Annotated in this window: 11 protein-coding genes; 5 read left to right on the top strand and 6 right to left on the bottom strand. The window is 39.6% G+C overall.

Annotated features, from left to right (window positions below; genetic code table 11):
- Positions 1-2 precede the first annotated feature (2 nt).
- Positions 3-1829 (top strand): sensor histidine kinase, encoded by a 1827-nt coding sequence (locus CH354_RS16510; protein WP_100727335.1) that lies wholly within the window; start codon positions 3-5, stop codon positions 1827-1829.
- 4 nt (positions 1830-1833) lie between these two features.
- Here the strand turns inward: CH354_RS16510 and CH354_RS16505 are convergent, their stop codons facing one another.
- Entirely contained in the window at positions 1834-2922 is a 1089-nt protein-coding gene (locus CH354_RS16505) for an acyl-CoA desaturase (RefSeq protein WP_100728997.1), read from the bottom strand.
- A gap of 57 nt (positions 2923-2979) precedes the next feature.
- Here CH354_RS16505 and CH354_RS16500 point away from each other — a divergent pair, with 57 nt between their 5' ends.
- Entirely contained in the window at positions 2980-4107 is a 1128-nt protein-coding gene (locus CH354_RS16500) for an LBF_2804 family protein (protein WP_100727337.1), read from the top strand.
- A 48-nt stretch (positions 4108-4155) separates the two neighbouring features.
- Positions 4156-4671, top strand: coding sequence for a thiol peroxidase (tpx, locus tag CH354_RS16495; RefSeq protein WP_100717619.1), 516 nt, complete (start codon positions 4156-4158; stop codon positions 4669-4671).
- On the opposite strand, the gene CH354_RS16490 is transcribed toward tpx, so the two are convergent.
- The 3 genes from CH354_RS16490 to CH354_RS16480 form a co-directional block, all read right to left on the bottom strand.
- A complete protein-coding gene (locus CH354_RS16490) occupies positions 4655-6964 on the bottom strand; it encodes an ATP-binding protein (protein ID WP_100766544.1) in 2310 nt (769 codons plus the stop codon). The two genes, tpx and CH354_RS16490, sit on opposite strands and share 17 nt — an antisense overlap.
- Complete coding sequence (locus tag CH354_RS16485; protein WP_100766543.1) at positions 6961-8052, bottom strand: metallophosphoesterase family protein; 1092 nt, start codon at positions 8050-8052, stop codon at positions 6961-6963. Before CH354_RS16485 ends, CH354_RS16490 begins: the two co-directional genes overlap by 4 nt.
- A gap of 75 nt (positions 8053-8127) precedes the next feature.
- Positions 8128-9321, bottom strand: a complete 1194-nt coding sequence (locus tag CH354_RS16480) for a CaiB/BaiF CoA transferase family protein (RefSeq protein ID WP_100727340.1) — start codon at positions 9319-9321, stop codon at positions 8128-8130.
- Positions 9322-9399: 78 nt separating this feature from the next.
- Between CH354_RS16480 and CH354_RS16475 the strand changes: the two genes are divergently transcribed.
- A complete protein-coding gene (locus CH354_RS16475) occupies positions 9400-13659 on the top strand; it encodes a beta strand repeat-containing protein (RefSeq protein WP_100727341.1) in 4260 nt (1419 codons plus the stop codon).
- Positions 13660-13725: 66 nt separating this feature from the next.
- Here the strand turns inward: CH354_RS16475 and CH354_RS16470 are convergent, their stop codons facing one another.
- Together CH354_RS16470 and CH354_RS16465 are read right to left on the bottom strand one after the other, a co-directional pair.
- Positions 13726-15537, bottom strand: coding sequence for a sulfatase (locus tag CH354_RS16470; protein ID WP_420843839.1), 1812 nt, complete (start codon positions 15535-15537; stop codon positions 13726-13728).
- Between the two features lie 26 nt (positions 15538-15563).
- Positions 15564-15953: a DMT family transporter gene (locus CH354_RS16465; RefSeq protein ID WP_100717614.1), complete on the bottom strand. Its 390-nt coding sequence runs from the start codon at positions 15951-15953 to the stop codon at positions 15564-15566.
- A 48-nt stretch (positions 15954-16001) separates the two neighbouring features.
- Between CH354_RS16465 and CH354_RS16460 the strand changes: the two genes are divergently transcribed.
- Positions 16002-16847, top strand: a complete 846-nt coding sequence (locus CH354_RS16460) for an alpha/beta fold hydrolase (protein ID WP_100727403.1) — start codon at positions 16002-16004, stop codon at positions 16845-16847.
- The last annotated feature ends 28 nt before the right edge of the window (positions 16848-16875 follow it).

Raw genomic sequence — 16875 nt, 5'->3', positions numbered from 1 at the left:
ACATGCAAATACAAGTTTTCTTTCGTTCTACTTTCATTCTATTATCAGCTTTTGGTTGGTTCGCCTTTGCTTACGGATTAGGCATGTTACAAGCGGCTACCTTTTTGGTATTGGGGTGTTTTGGGTTGGGGTTAATCACTTTATCCCTCTTCCTCTTCCCCCTTGCAAAGAACGAAAGACCAGTGGAAGAAAAACCGAAAAAACGCGATGAGTTGGTTCAAAACCTATTTGCCTTAGAGAAATTTAAGGAAGAACTGATCTCTTTTAATGACCCAGACCAAATCAGCGAAACCATCAGCCAATTTTTAGCTTCTAAAATTCCTGCAGAGTTTGTGCAAGTGTACACATGGGATGAAAAGGAAGGGCAATTTAGACCAAGGCCTTTTCTCACATCCAAAGACCACAAACTTTCAGATCTACCATCCATTCCTGTTTTTAACCCATTTTTACTTTGGTTATCAGAACGTGAAGGGATTCATATCAAAGAAAACTTTATCCAATTTGTATCCCCAAGCCATGAAAAAATCGCGAAGGAAGCATTACATTTTTTTAAAGACACTCATTCCGAGTTGGTAGCGACACTTTCGATTAAGTCGAGTTTGGTGGGCTTTATTTTACTTGGAAAACACAAAGAAGGAAAAATTTACGATTTAGAAGAAATCGAAATCATTTTGGAGATCTTGTCGGTTTCTCTCATGTCCCTTTCCAATTCCATGATCTACCAACAGTTATTAAACTTAACGGAAACCTTGGAAGCAAAAGTAAGAGAAAGAACAAAAGAATTAGAAGAAACCCAAGCCCATCTCGTACAATCGGAAAAAATGGCTTCTCTTGGGGTGATGGTTGCAGGAATCGCACATGAGATCAACACACCGGCTGCCGTCATCAATGGGGCCGCTGACAATTTGGATGCCAATTTAGTATTCGTTTTATCCCACTTAGGTGATATCACTCACCTCATCCAAAATCCTGATTTTCGTTCTTTGTATTTGGATATCTTATTCAGTTTTGTAAAAGAAGATCCCAATACCAAAATTGATCCAAAAGACAAATTTAAGTTAAAAAAAGAAACCAAACTCAAATTCATCCACGATGGGATGCCAGAAAACGATGCTACCGATCTTGCCACCTTTCTCATCGATCACCACCTAATGCATATGCAAGAAGAATTATTACGAATTTGGAAATCGGGTGGAAAAGAAACCTTCGAGATGTTAAAGAACACCTTAAGTCTGCAACGAAATATCAAAAATATCAAATATGCGATTCGTAATATTGTGAGGATCGTAAAAGCTTTAAAATACTATTCCCATCTAGGCCAAAATTCATACGAAGTTTCCGACCTCCATGAAGGTCTTGAGAACACACTTGTGATCATGCAAAACCAAATCAAACATGGTGTGGAAATTGAACGTAATTACGGCACCATCCCTCTTGTTAGGTGCAATTTGGATGAACTCAACCAAGTTTGGACTAATCTCATTACCAATGCCATCCATGCGATGAAAAAAGTCGAACACCCCAAACTCATTATTTCTTCCAGAAGGATTGGAGAAGAATATGTGATGATTAGTTTTGAAGACAATGGGTCAGGGATCCCCACTGAAATTAAAGACAAAATTTGGGATCCGTTTTTCACCACAAAAGACCAGGGGGAAGGAACAGGTCTTGGGCTTGGGATTGTGAAAGGAATTATTGAAAAACACAAGGGAAGGATTGAAGTGGAATCAACTCCCGGTCGCACTTTGTTTATGGTTTATTTACCGTTAGTGGGTCCAGGGGACGTGCCGAATCTCCCTAAAGAAATCTTTAGGGAGGTGAGAGGGTAAGTTGTTACGAAAACAGTGGACGACTTAAAAGTTTTTCCCAATTTTCCTTTGTGGTTTCAAAGTTCTTTTTGGAAAGTCCAGCTTCGGTCTCGTTCGCAGTTTGTTTTGCTTTGGACCATTTTTGGTATTCGGTGATAGCTGATTCACGAAGATGAGCCAATTGTTCAGACCAAGTTTTTAGTTTATCTTCACCGAGGTTTGCATACTGGTGTAAAGTTTCCTTTTCTTTGATAAACATTGTTTTTTGTAAGATTTTTTCTTCAGAAACTTTTTTCAAATTGTAAGTGAGTCCAAAATAAGAAAGGAATTTGATCATCCATTTGGATGGATCATAATCATACCAACGGATTCCATTACGGTAGTCCATTTGGAATTCGTGATGGAAGTTGTGGTATCCTTCACCAAACGTAAAAAAGGCGATGATCCAATTATCACGTGCTGTTTGTTCTTTGGAAAAAGTTCTTTCTCCCCAAACATGGCAAGCACTGTTGATAAAAAAGGTGAACTGGTGAACTACAAACAAACGTAAAAACCCAGCTACAAAAAATCCTTCGAAAAAAGATCCCCATAACATGGTGATAAGGCCAGGCAGGATAAAACACATAAAGATCGAAATCGAATAAAAATGTTTGTGTTGCCAAACCACAAGTGGGTCATTCATCAAATCTTGAACCCCTTGGCCTACATACTTTCGTTTGCGAAATAACCAACCAATATGCGCATACCAAAAACCTTTTTTAATGGAGTATGGGTCTTTGTCCGTATCCACAAATTTATGATGGATACGATGGTCTTCACTCCACTCTAACGCCGTGGATTGGAAAGCAGCGGCACCAAATAATAATAACAATAGTTTTATGGGAGATTTGGCTTCATAGGCTTTGTGAGAAAAAAGTCTGTGGTAACCGACTGTAATCCCCATACCTGTTGCAAAAAAATAAAACAAAAAGAGTGCCCAAGTTCCTAAATGAATGGATTCATAAAGATACACATATAGGGTTCCGAAAATACCAACAAGTGGTGATGTGAGTAAAAAAATCGTGGTCACCCAATCGATTGGGTTTTTGACTTTGATTTCAGCTTGTGTCGTCATAGAAAATTCCTGTTCCATGGGGTAGGAGTCCGAAATCAGATTCCGGTTGCAAAAAAAATGAGTACAGAACGTTACAAACCAGGAATTTTAGAACAATGGGGACGCCGAGTTATCATTTCCTTGCGTACTCTTACGAAAGAACAGAAGTCCAAGGGTGAGAGAGGTTTTTCAGATGTTTCGAAACAGCTCCTCTTTTGGGGGAGTTTTTGGTCTTTTTGGATCGGATTTTTTCCTTCCGTTCTTTTTGTTTACCTTTCTGTTTATTTACCTACTATTTCTTTCGAAACCTTTCCCAAGATTTCCTGCGTGGGTCTGGTTTGGTTTGTCTCTTTACTCACCATCGTGACTGTGATTGAATTTTACCTATTGTTTCGATTGGGGTTTTATCTTTCTTACCAAATGGCAAAGGCAGCCGATGTGGAACTGGCAGAAGAACCTGAACTCATCACGCCGATTCCTGGGATGATGGCACGACTTGTTTTGGAGATCCCTGACCCAAGGATCCGTTTGTATGGGATAGATCCTTATAAACACTTAAATGAAAGGGCTTTGTTTTTTCGCACAGTACTCTATAAAAGTAAAGTTTTCCTCTCGAATATCTTCGCAAAACTGATGTTAAAAGTCATTTTGGGTAGGACAAGTTTGCGGTTTCTCATTGAATATATCTCAGGTCCCATTACAGGAATTTGGGATTCTGTCACCACCTACATGATTCTCTTTGAACTGAGAAAACGAATCATCACAAGAAAATTGGCAGATTCCATTTTACTCCAAATCAAATCGAAACAAAGAAATCCAAAACTCATCGAATCAGTGTTACGTTCTGTGGCCCTTTCCATAGTCTATACCAAAACCTTCCATCCCAATTTTGAGTATTTACTCTTTGGCTTACTTGGGCTTTTGCCAAAAAGAGAAAACCTACAAAACCTGGATGATTGGGAACAATTTGTTTTGTCGTTACAAGGGCTTTCAAAAGAAGAAAAAAAATGGCCGGTTTCCATCTTTGCCATTTGTGCCTCCTTTGATGGAAAATTGAATGCAGAAGAGCTAAATGCCTTTGTAGGCCTAAGTGAACATTCACCTACTTGGATTTTGGAACGTGTGCAATTTCTAAGTGCGACCATCCAAAAAGGGGAACTAACAGAATCTTTCCAATGGATGGAAAAAATCCTTCCAAAAGAATGAAAGACCGAAGAGACTCATCTTTAGTCTAAAAGAAACATAGGAGAAAATATGGCTCAAGTAACACTCAAAGGAAATCCCGTCCCTCTCGAAGGATCCATCCCAAAACCAGGAGATAAAGCTCCCGATTTTAAAGTCGCCAAACAAGATTTAAGTGATATATCCTTAAAAGATTTAGCAGGAAAGGTAAAAATCCTCGTAGCTGTTCCGAGCCTTGATACTCCTGTTTGTGCAATCGAAACTAAAAAGTTCAACGAAAAAGTTGCAAAAGAAAATGGAATCACAACTCTCATCATTTCTGGTGACCTTCCTTTTGCTATGAAACGTTTTTGTTCCACAGAAGGCATTGATTCAGACAACCTGATCACTGGTTCCCAGTTTAAGGATTTTTCGTTTTCCAAAAACTACGGAACTCATATATCAGGTGGTCCACTCGCAGGTCTTTCCGCTAGAGCTGTATTCGTAGTGGATAAAGACGATGTTGTACGGTATACGGAACTTGTTCCTGAAATCGGAAGTGAACCAAATTACGACACCGTTCTTGCGGAAGCTAAGAAACTGGTTTAATCAAAGAATGGATCTGGCAGGGAAGTTTCCACTTTTCTGCCAAAGCTTTAATTGTCGTAACCAAATCCTCATCAAAACTAAAAAACACCACTTTCCATTCCTCACCTGCATTCAAAATACATTGTAAGGTATATTCCAAAGCGGCATTTCGCCGAACATTGTCCATATGACGAAACGGTTCGTCTAACAATAAATAGGGGAGATTGTATTGAGTTCCAATCCGAAATGCATATTCTAATCGTAATACATAGGAAATTTGTTCACGGGTTCCAGTGGACAATTGACCAAATCCCATCTTACCTTCGTTTGCCTCTGTTTCTATTTGGATTTCATCCGAAAATCCGTCCCATTGGATTTGTTTTGTGGGAAGTGATCCTTTGATGGCATCCATTCTATGTTGTAAAGAACGAACAAGAGAAGACATTTTATCAGTACTCTCCGCTTGCATTTCTGAAAAGATTTCGATGAGCACATCAAAGGCTTGGTAATTTTTTTCGAGTTCTGCTTTTTTCTTTTCTTTTATCTCTAGATTTTTTTTAGAACTTTCCCATTCCTTTTGTGCAGGGATCATTTGGGATTCCAAAACTGCTTTCCCAGTTTCTAATTTTTTTTCTAACTCGATGATCCTTTGTTCTAAATTACGAATGGTTTCCGATCGTTCCTGGATGACATTTTCTAACTTTTGTTTGTTTGTACGATCTTCGAGTTCAAAACCTTTCCCAATCCCTTTTTTCTCCCAATCTGTGATTTTATCTTTGAGTTTGAGTTTGAGGGTTTCGGTGTCAGTGGTTCCCCATTTTTTACCTTCTAAACGCAGGTTATCTTCTAAGGTTTTGATTTTGTCCTGTTTGAGTCGCCCTTCCACCAAACGTTCGCTTAATTCCGATAAAGACTTCACTCCCAAGGATTGGTAAAGTTTGGTAATAGAAGTTTCTAATTCCTCTAACTCTAGTTTTTCTTTTTTGGCTTGGTTTTGTAAGGAATCTAAGTCGGATTCAAGTTTTGTGATTTGTTCCTTCTGTGATTGTAGTTCTAATTTTTGTTTTGTATATTCCCTATCAAACCTTTGGAAGGCCAACTGGAGAGAATCTAAATGCAAAGAATCCGGTTTCCAAACGCCTAGTGTTTTTGTTTCCATTTCACTGGCAATACGCCTCACCATTTCATTCCATTTTACTTCGTCTTTTTCCAATCGGGTAACTTTCATCTTGGTTCCAAAAAACAAGGTGGACCCTATGAAGAGAAGGAGTGGTAGATACATCCAAAACCCGAAGTCAGTGAATAAAACAGCAATCAGAGAAATGAGGACTCCGACAAAGGAAGCAAACGCCAAATTTCTGTTTGTTGGATTCCAAATGACAACGGAAACAACAGGAAAATCTTGTTGGAATTTATTTACCGTTTCTTTCCAAGTTTCAAATAGTGGGTAAAAAGATTCTAAGGTTTGGAATTTGGATTCGGATTGAGATTTGGAAGTTTTGTTGGATTCGATTTTAGAATCCAAGGAGACAATTTGATCTTTTTGTTGGGAAATTTTTTGTTTTTTGGAGCGAATGGATTCTTCTAATTCTTTTGCTTTTTTTTCCGCATCTACCTGTAATCCAGCCACCTCTTCTTTATTGGCAGAAGAATACATTTCCCATTGTAGGATTTGTTGGTACACACGATCTGCTTCTGAATGGAGTTCCTTTTCTTTTAACTCTTCGAATTGTTTTTGCAGATTCGTTCGGTCAATTGTCAGTGTTTCTACTTCGTCTTTTTTGGTCTGACGTTCCAATTCCCAAGTAGGGAGTTCGGCAAATTGATTTGCGATTTGATTTAGATTTCTTTCACTCACATCAAATCTTTGTTTGGCGGATTCTAATTCAGAAAGTGTAGCCATCCAATCTTTGGCAACCTTTCTGACACCAGTTTTTGCCACTTGTTGTTCTGCCATTTCCTTTAAGTGAGTTGGGTTATAACCACTATCAAAGATCGATTGTTCAATGACTTGGATGAGTTCTTTTTCTGATCCCACATCCATATTCCCTTCTCGGATCACAAGTGAGTTTAAGTATAAATTTTGAGAGAGAGATTGTTTGGAAACTCCCAAATCGGATTTACGATTGGCCTGGTATCTAGCATTGAGGATGGTTCCATACTTTGTACTTCCAACCACCTTGATAAGGGCTGATACAAACGCATCTAAGATGGTTGTTTTTCCTGATTCATTGGGGCCTGTAAACACAGTAATCCTTTCGATGGGAAACTCTTTTGTCGTAAAGATTCCGAAGTTTTCTAATTTCAGTTTCACTTTACTTTTCCCCCATCTAAAATAAAACGAATGCCTGTTACGCGAGTGTGTCTCCACAAACTTGGATCCATTTTGTCTTTTCGTTCATTCATTTTGTCTAAAAATTGTTTGATGAATTCGTTTTCCGAAATGTGTTGGATGACAACAATTTGAGATTCATCTGGATCAAATTCACAAATCCTAAATTTTGGTTTCCATTCCCTTAGGATGGTTTCTTGGAATTTTTGTTTTCCTTCCATCGAATCCACATACCCAACAAACCGAAAACAAATCCAATCGTTAGGATTTGTATTTTGTAAGTATTCTTCAGGACTCAATTCTGGATTTCCATATGTATCTAAACTAACAATGATTTCGCGGTATTCGCCTGCTGTTTGCAAAGGGATAAATTCTGCATGAACTTTTCCTTGTTTCACTTCAAGTAATATCCCACCCCTTGGCCCTACTTCTCCTTTCCTCCATACCCGAGAAGACCCCGCATATCCGACGTTACATTTTCCGACACTCCCAAAACGATGCCTGTGTAAGTGACCTATCGCTAAATAATCCAAATCTAAGGTTTGCAATAAATTGGGGTCTAAATAAGATCCACCTTCTTCCTCTTCTTCTTGTAAGCCGGTGAAACTCATACCCGAAACTGTCCCGTGGGCAAGACCAATTCGCAGTTTTGTTTGTTTTGCGGGTGGAGGGTTTAATAAAATTTCGGAATAGTTTTCTTGGTGGGGGATGGCTACAAACTCGATTCCATTTTCTTCGAAAAAGGTAAAAGGAAGTTGGTCGAGGACAATGACTTTTTTGGACCAATCGTAGGCAGAATAGGTGTTTTGGTTTCCCTTTTTTTCTAAGACCTCATGGTTCCCTGGCAAAAAATAAACAAGTCCTGAATAGGAGGAGACAACTTTTAAAAACCCAGAACGTAAGGATTCTAGGTCGGGAAATGTATTAAAAACATCCCCACAAAAAAGTACTCGTTCACAGGCTTTTGTTTCTGCTGTTTCAAAAATTTCTTTGAGGACTGCGAGAGAATACGTTTCTTCTTCTTTTGAGACTGAGGAAAGGTGGAGGTCTGATACTTGTAAGAACTTCATATACATTTGTTTCAGGGAGAGGATACCTCCCCCCTAGGACAAAGTACAGAAGTTCGATTAAAAAAGCAAGACCCGTTAAATGACTCTGTCTTTTTTGAATCCCGAAATACTGTCTTTGGAAAATCCCAACTGGGTTAGAATTTCCTCAGTGTGTTCCCCGTGTTCTGGAGGATCATTCCGGTACACAAATGGAGTTTCTGAAAAATGAAAGGGAGAACCAAATTGTAAGATGGGTCCATACTTTGGATGATTCCTTTCAATTACCATCCCTCTTTCTTTCATGTGAGGGTCTTCTGAAACTTCTTTCATATTCAAAATAGGAGATAAACAAGCATCTGTATTATCAAAAATTGGTTGTAAGTCAGCATATGTTTTGGATTTAAAGTATTCGGTTAACTTTTGTTTAATGACAGGAATATTTTCCTCTGTCATCGGATAGTCTTTGGTTAATGTTTCCATACCAGCCGCACGTAAAAAAGTTTGGAAAAACATATCCTCCAAAGCACCAAGTGCAACATACCTACCTTCTTTTGTTTCATACACATTATAATTTGGTAATTTACCAGAAAGGATATCATTCCCAGCTTCTGGAGATTCACCTGATGCAGACAAAATCCCTCCATACAAAGAGATAAATTGCACCGATGCATCTGTCATGGAGATATCAATTTTTTGGCCTTTGCCTGTTTTTTCTCGGTAGTAGAGGGCTGCAAGGATCGCAGATAAAGCAGTGAGTGTACCACCACCAACATCAGCCATTTGAAAACCTGCTGGCCTTGGAGGATTTCCTGTTTGGTCAAGGACTCCTGAGATCGCTAAGTAGTTGAGATCATGCCCAGCAAAGTCTACGTACTTACCACTGGTTCCGTAACCAGAAATGCCACAGTAAATCAGTCGTGGGAATTTTTCTTTTAAGACATCATAACCGATTCCCATCTTATCCATTCCATCTGGTCGAAACCCTTCTAAGAGGATGTCCGCATCTTCTAATAATTTGAATAAAATCTCTTTTGCTTGTTCTCGTTTTAAATTGAGTGTAATCGCTTTTTTATTTCGATTGAGCATCATAAAGAGTGCAGGGTATCCAGTTTTCCCTTTGAACATCGCACGTGATCCATCATAGGCACGAGGGTTTTCAATTTTGATCACTTCTGCTCCCATATCCGCAAGGTGTTGCGAACAAAGTGGTCCTGGAAGGAGTAAAGATAAATCAACGACCTTCACTCCAGTGAGTGGTCCTTTTGCATTTGGGTTTGTATTTTGTTTCATTTGGTTTTATTGCATTTCCTAGAAATTTTTTTCTGATTTCGGGCATTTTTCTCGTAGAATAAAGAGGGAGAACCCTAAATGGGATTCAGAAGAGGACAAATCGGATTCGTGTTCAAACAAAGGTTCTCGCATGTCTACCTCTTCCTCCTATTTTTCCTTTTCTCCTGCCAATCGGTAACTTCTGTTAATCTCCAGATGTTGTTCGGTTCCTTTTTTGTTTCGGCATCCGGACAAGGTTCTGTAATTTATGAAGCCCCGAATTTTTTATTCACGAGTGAAAATGGAAAACAAGCAGAATTCATACTTCGTTTGAACATTGAACCGAACAGTTCAGTGAGAATTGGCCCCATTACGATCTCCGATCCCACCGAAGGTGTTTTATTATCGGATACATTTATCGATTTTAATGAAGACAATTGGGACTCACCACATACCGTTCGTTTGGCGGGTGTTGACGATCTTTTGTCCGATGGGAATCAAAATTACCGAGTGCAGTTGGGAAGTATCTTAACCTCTGACATTCGTTTTTCCACACAACCACTTCCCGTCTTACTTGTTGTGAACACTGACAATGAATCTTCAGGTGTGGCAGCAAGTCCTGTGTTTGGCCTACTCACCTCAGAAACTGGGGAAACAGGTCGTATTTCCTATGTTTTGCAAACAAGACCCATGCAAGATGTATACATTCGTAATTTTATTTCGAATGATACAACAGAAGCAACTGTAGAATCTGTTGAACTTGTATTCACACCTAACAACTGGGATGTGCCACAATCAGTAACTGTTACGGGTGTTGACGATTTTAGTGTGGATGATAGTACCTTTCAGATTTCAGCAGATCCAACCGTTTCGTTTGACCCTGCTTACATGGGTAAGTCTATCCCTATCATTACGGGAACCAATGTAGATGATGATGTAGCTGGATTTACAGTTGTGAATTTATCAGGTCTCACAACAACAGAAGCAGGAGGTGCTGTTACCTTTGGAGTGGTCTTAAATACACTTCCCACTCACGCAGTCACTATCCCCTCCATTGTGGCGACACCTGGAACGGAAGCTACCGCAAGTCCTAGTTCTCTTACCTTTGCGCCATCAGAATGGTTTACACCCAAAATCATTACAGTCACTGGTGTCGACGAATTCATAGTAGATGGTTCACAGACAGTCTCAATCGTTTCGAGTGCGGCAACATCAACTGACACAGATTACAATGGATTGGCGGGACCAGTGTTTCCTTCGGTAACAAACACAGACAATGATGTTCCAGGATTTGTTCTCACCTCACCAGGAGGATTGACAATATCAGAAAATGGTGGAATTTTAAATTTTGCCATTCGACTTTCCTCACAACCTCCTCCAGGATTCACAGTTACTCTAACAGGAATTAACGAAAACAATACAATTACCAATGTGAATACAAATACTTTAGTGTTTACAAACGCAAATTGGAACATTGACCAAACAGTCCAAATCACTACCAATAATAATTCCATCGATGAAGATACAAGGACAGTGACTTTACAATTTGGATCTGTGGATACAGGAGGAACTGCCGATCCTGTGTATAACAGCATCACACCTCCATCTCAAGTGAGTATTTCTGTTACTGACGATGATACTGCAGGAATCACAGTCACGCCAGTAGGAGGACTTGTGGTACACGAAAATGGAACTCCATTTACCGAAACGTTTACAGTCGTATTAAATTCACAACCCACACAAACGGTGAATCTCTCTTCCATCACTTCTAGTAACACTTCAGAAATCACAGTCTCACCTTCTTCTTTATCCTTTACCACGGCCAATTGGAATACACCACAAACTGTAACCATTACTTCTGTGTTAGATGGTGTGGATGACGGGGATCAAAATGTAAACATTAACTTCAGTAACGCAAATTCTACCGATCCAAAATACAATTCGATGGTCATTCCAGCCGTTACAGCTATCAATACAGATAGTAATGAACCACTGGTTCGCATCCAAAACCTTTCGGCATCTTCCATCGTTGAAAACGGAACATCCACTCTCACTTTCGAAATTCGTTTGTCATTAAAACCCAATTCCAATGTAACAATTGGTCCGATTACCTCCTCTGATGGAACGGAAGCTGTATTACTCAATAGCACATCGAGCGTAGCGGCTTCTCGCACATTAACCTTTACACCTACAAATTCGCAAGTCGCTAGTTATACGGGGAACACAAGCCAAAGTGGTTGGGATGTACCACAAATCATCACCATTCGTTCGGTTTCCGATTCTTTTGATGATGGTGATATACCGGTCACCATTCAGATCCCACAAGCAAATGGATCTTTTTTTACGGGGTTATTTCCAACCGGTGCGGTTCCTGGTTATACAGACACAAACGGAAATTTGGTGGTGACAATCACAGACAATGACACAAAAGGATTTACCATTTCTACAACTACACTGAATCTCACAGAAGGGGATCCAGACGCGACATTTACTGTGAGACTCAATGCAGCCCCTTGTGATACACCGAGTAATTTAACCAATTGTGCAAGTGGATCTGTTACCATTCCGATAACAACCGAAACATTTTCCTTGCCTGATTCCACACAGTATACAGTTTCACCATCAAGTTTAACATTTACCCATTTAAATTATGCAACACCCCAAACGGTAACGATTTCCGTTGTAAACGATGCCATCAATGAATCCAATACAAGGACCCATACACTCACGTTAGGTGTCATCTCTGGCTCAGGAACCGATTATGAAGGTATGAATCCAAATGATGTTACCATCAATATCACAGATAATGATAACCCTTCTCCAAAAATTCTTTTCACACTAGATACAGGTCAACCTTACTTCACTACTGAATCAGGATTTTCTACCTTTTACAGTTTACGACTTGGGAGCCGACCCATACCAGGAAATTCAGTGACTGTCACCTTAACTTCCTCTGATAACACAGAAGGTATGATCAATGACAGCGGAACTCCCGTTAGCTCAAAACAATATGTTTTTACCGATGCCAATTGGAGTACATCCGTTCCCGTTGAAATTTTGGGAGTCTCTGATGCCTTAATTGATGGAAATGTAAGTTATTCGATCACAGTTTCTGGAACTGAAACTGGATCCTTTCCTTCTTGGTATGACAGTTTTCTGACAAGTACAGGAACGACGGCAAGTCTCGTAAATTATAGTGTTTCGGAAAATCCAGTGACAATCATCACTCCGCAAGTCATGGTGCGTGCTGAAAATGCTTCCACCTTTTCTGTATACGTCTTACTTAGCCAAGCACCAACAGATGATGTGACCATTCCCGTTTCTTTATCTTCTACTTTTCCTTGTACATTATTCACAGGACCCACTGTTTCTCAATTTTCTGTTTCCACAAACCTAGTGACCATCACAAGTGCCAATTGGAATTCCATTGGTGCCCATAACACGATCACAATCACACCCTTTGATGATTCAGTGGATGATGGAAATGTCTCTTGTCCCATCATCATAGGTGTACTTACTTCAAGTGATGGATTTTATAATAATGTAAATCCTTATCCATCAGCAAACTACCCCGAACTTACGTTAAATGACAATGACACAGCTGGTATCACCCCATCTGGATTTTCCCCTGGGTCAGTCATTACTTCCCAATCAGGAGCCGGGTCTGAGTTTTACATCCATCTCAACTCACAACCCACTGCGGATGTCACCATCAACTTTTCAGCTACTCCAGGTGGACTTGTCCAATTTCCAACAGCACCACTTACCTTCACTCCTTCCAATTTTGGAACGGGGCAACTTGTCACAATCCTTGGCCAGGACACCGCAGATGTTTTGGATGTGAATTATAACATTAACCCTCTAATCACTTCGAGTGAATCAGGAACTGGATTTTCCCCTTCCACAATTTATAGTGCACTCACACCTTCATCCATTCCAGGTGTACATCTCTATCATATATACGATATCGTTCCTTGCACAGACCCAAATCCAATGGCAGTTTGCGGAACCTCTCCCAATGCCTCGGGAGGACTTGTCACTTCACCTAACTTAATCACTACGGAAGTGGGTGGGCAATCTCGTTTCCAAGTGCGTTTGCGAGCAAGACCCACGTCCAATGTCACGATAAGTGTATCTAGCTCGAATGTTGCAGAAGGTACAACGTCTGTACCAAATTTAACCTTTACTTCCAGCGATTGGAATACATTTCAAAATGTTGTGCTTACAGGTGTAGATGATGCACTTGTAGATGGGAATGTCTTGTATTCGATTTTATTTGGATCATTAACAGGAGGTGGTTCTGGATTCAATGGTGAGACCTTACCAAACGTATCTGTCACAAACCAGGACAATGACTAAATTGATACTCTTCAATACCGAACAGAATCAAAACACAGACAATAGAAGTTATTGATTATCTATGGACTATTGAACATACCCTTGTTTTTTTAAGATATCCAAAGCATCTGTTCCTAACTCTTGTTTACTTTCGTAGGATTTTTTTTGTCCACCTTCTTTCCAAAAATGAACTTTAGTTTCGGGATGAATGATGGGACGAATGGATTGTGATTCGTATAACAGATCACAGTCTTTTGAACAAGCTGACATAGACACTCCAAAATACCCAATATGGATGTCTGATTTGGAAACTTGCCTCTTCCCGAACCAAACTTGGAACTCAGGAAAACTCACATCAGGATACACTTCAAAACTGATTTGGAAAGGTTGCGAATCCTTGGTGTGGATATTGATTACCTTCCCTTTTTCTTCCACAACCACAGTGTTTGGGAATTTTGCTAAACGAATGATCCCACTTTGTACCTTGATTTGAATCTCTGTTTCTTTTTCCAATGGGTTAGGCCGAATCCAAAGGTGGTATAAAGGAAGTTTTGGTTCCATGGATCGAATTTGTTTCCAATACCTTTGGATTTTTTTTTCTAATTTTGCATCTAACTTAAGTTCACCGATACTTGCCATTTGGTTGATGCGAATGGGACTAATTTGATTTGGATCTTTTGATGTATCGAAGTACAAATAAAATTCATTTCCCACAGAACCTTGCCAAAATTTTCCCAATTCATGGAAGCGATAAGACCTTTGTAATAAAAATTCCTTTCCTTCTCCATACCCTTGTGTAAACCGAGTTTCCCCATAGTAAGTTCGTTTGGTGGTCTCCGTACCTTCAATGATCGGACGTAGTGACAATCCATTGATGGATTTGGGAATGGGGAGTTCCGCATAATCAAGGATCGTCGGGTACAAATCTATTGACCTAGTCATCGCCTTCACCATTTTTTGTTTTTCTGCATGTGGGAGTTTGATGAGAAGTGGAACATGGATATTCTCTAAAAACAAATCTTGTCCATGGCCATAATAGGTATTGGTTCCAGTAAAGGGAGAGATGGCGTGTGAGGCATGCATCACTTCCCCGTGATCTGCTGTGATGAGAATCAGTGAGTTATCCCAAAGGTTTTTTGCTTTGAGATCGGCAAATACTTTACCCAACTCTTCATCCACAAAGGCAACTTCTCCCAAATAGTTTAACTTCCGTTCGTCTAAGATTTCCTTAGTTTGGATACGATTGGTAAATCCAGAGGGAGGTGTATAAGGTTTATGTGGGTCATTGTAATTCAAAAACAAAAAGAAAGGACTTCCCTTGGAGGAAACATCTTCCAATACTTCCATTGTTTTTTTGGTTATCTTTTTGGTGTCTTCACTATAGTTCGAAAAATCATATAAGGAATCAAACCCAACGTCTACACCTAACCCAAATTTATCGGTCAAAAATGGATTATTCCCCACCATCACCGTATTGTATTGAAATTCCTTTAACACCTTGGGCAAAGGTTTTTTCTCAGAACGATAAAAAGCATCCACTTCGGATTTTGTCGTTGGGTAATCCCAAAAGTTCACAGGATTGGCAGAAGCATATTTCCCAGTAAAAAACACTAAAGTAGAGGGCCTTGTCCAGGCAGCATTCACAAGGTGGTAATCGAATTGAATTCCTTCTTTTGCAAACAAATCTAAGTTAGGTGTTACATTATATTGCCCAATGATATCACCTCTTAGGCTATCGATCACAATCCAAATGATATTTGGTTTTGTTTGTGCAAGTTTCCCTGCTTCTTCGGCCGGAAGGTTTTTTTCTGGCGTGGCAGACTCTTTTTTACAGAAACAAAGGAAACTAAGTAGGAGAAAAAAACAAAGTTTTAGGAGAAAAGAAGGAAAAATCGAAATTATAGAATTACGAATGAATTTTGTGTTCAAGAGTTAACGTCAAACATCTGCAAGGCGGTAAGCCATACACCCACTAAAATAAAAGAAATCCCAAGCCACTGGGTAAAATTCAAACGTTCTTTAAAAAAAATAGCGGAAGCAATCAGAACAATGATAAATCCACTAGAAGTAAACACAGGATATGCCAAGGATAACTTCAATCCTTTACCCAAAACATAACGATAACCTAACAACGCCAATCCGAAACTGGCAAGGCCTGCGATAAAATAAGGATTAAAAACAGTGAACACAAGATTCCAAAAACCTTCTCCAGGTGTGACTTGTTTGTCTTGCATAGAAGATGTTTTGATTAAAATATTCGCCAATGCATTGAAGAATACAGCTATACAGAAGAAGAGGATGACTTGGAATTGCATGGGATAGAGACAAAATCCGATGCAAATCGGGAAGGGTCAAATAGAAAAATGAAACTTAAATCCTTTCGATACAAAAATTGGGATACTGCGTATTTAGATTCAGAAACACCAGGCCCCACCCTAGTTTTTTGTCATGCCAATGGCTATAGTGCAGGTTGTTACCAGTATTACTATGAAAGATTAAAAAAACACTACCGAGTGATTGCACCCGATTTCATTGGGCATGGTCGTTCTGCCTTCACGCTGGACTTTCAAAATTGGAATGTATTCCGAGACCAAATCCTTTCCCTCCTCGACCATGAATCGGTTAACGAAACAACTATCATCGGCCACTCTCTCGGAGGTGCTTCCTCGCTACTCGCTGCAAAAAAAGAACACAAACGATTTACAAAAGTTCTAGCAATGGACCCAGTCATCCTTGGTTGGAAACTCATTTTACTTTCTAAATTTTTAGAAAACCCACTTGCCAAAGGTGCCAAAAAAAGAAGGACTCATTTCAAATCCATAGAGCTTGTTAGGCGGTCATTTCGAAAGTTCCCAGCCTTTGCCAATTTTGAACCTTCCATCTTTGAAGATTATCTCAATTCTTGTTTTATACCAACAGGCCATGATGACGAAGTGAAACTTTGTTGTGACCCAAGAGTCGAAGCCAAAATTTTTGGGCACGCCCACTTCCATGTCTTTAAAAATTTCTATGGGATCAAAACGGAAAACCACATCGCCATACCCGAATCATACGAAGTTTGTAGTCCTAAGTATGCAAACCTACTCACAAAAGTTCATCCCAATTCGGATGTGACCATCTTCCCAGGTTTCACACATTTTTTCCCCTTCGAACGCCCAGTAGAAACATGGAATTGGATGAAACGATGCCTGGAGATTACAGAAGACTAAGATGCGTTTCTAAAATATGGAAGTGCGG

Source organism: Leptospira levettii, assembly GCF_002812085.1.
Taxonomy (GTDB): domain Bacteria; phylum Spirochaetota; class Leptospiria; order Leptospirales; family Leptospiraceae; genus Leptospira_A; species Leptospira_A levettii.
The sequence above is the reverse complement of the archived record's forward strand: the minus strand, read 5'-3'. Positions and strand labels throughout refer to the sequence as shown.

Bases quoted from the DNA above. Each gene is read 5' to 3' on its own strand.
- CH354_RS16500 (WP_100727337.1), top strand. From the start codon at position 2,980: ATGAGTACAGAACGTTACAAACCAGGAATTTTAGAACAATGGGGACGC.
- CH354_RS16510 (WP_100727335.1), top strand. From the start codon at position 3: ATGCAAATACAAGTTTTCTTTCGTTCTACTTTCATTCTATTATCAGCT.
- CH354_RS16505 (WP_100728997.1), bottom strand. From the start codon at position 2,922: ATGACGACACAAGCTGAAATCAAAGTCAAAAACCCAATCGATTGGGTG.
- CH354_RS16465 (WP_100717614.1), bottom strand. From the start codon at position 15,953: ATGCAATTCCAAGTCATCCTCTTCTTCTGTATAGCTGTATTCTTCAAT.
- CH354_RS16475 (WP_100727341.1), top strand. From the start codon at position 9,400: ATGGGATTCAGAAGAGGACAAATCGGATTCGTGTTCAAACAAAGGTTC.
- CH354_RS16460 (WP_100727403.1), top strand. From the start codon at position 16,002: ATGAAACTTAAATCCTTTCGATACAAAAATTGGGATACTGCGTATTTA.
- tpx (WP_100717619.1), top strand. From the start codon at position 4,156: ATGGCTCAAGTAACACTCAAAGGAAATCCCGTCCCTCTCGAAGGATCC.
- CH354_RS16480 (WP_100727340.1), bottom strand. From the start codon at position 9,321: ATGAAACAAAATACAAACCCAAATGCAAAAGGACCACTCACTGGAGTG.
- CH354_RS16485 (WP_100766543.1), bottom strand. From the start codon at position 8,052: ATGAAGTTCTTACAAGTATCAGACCTCCACCTTTCCTCAGTCTCAAAA.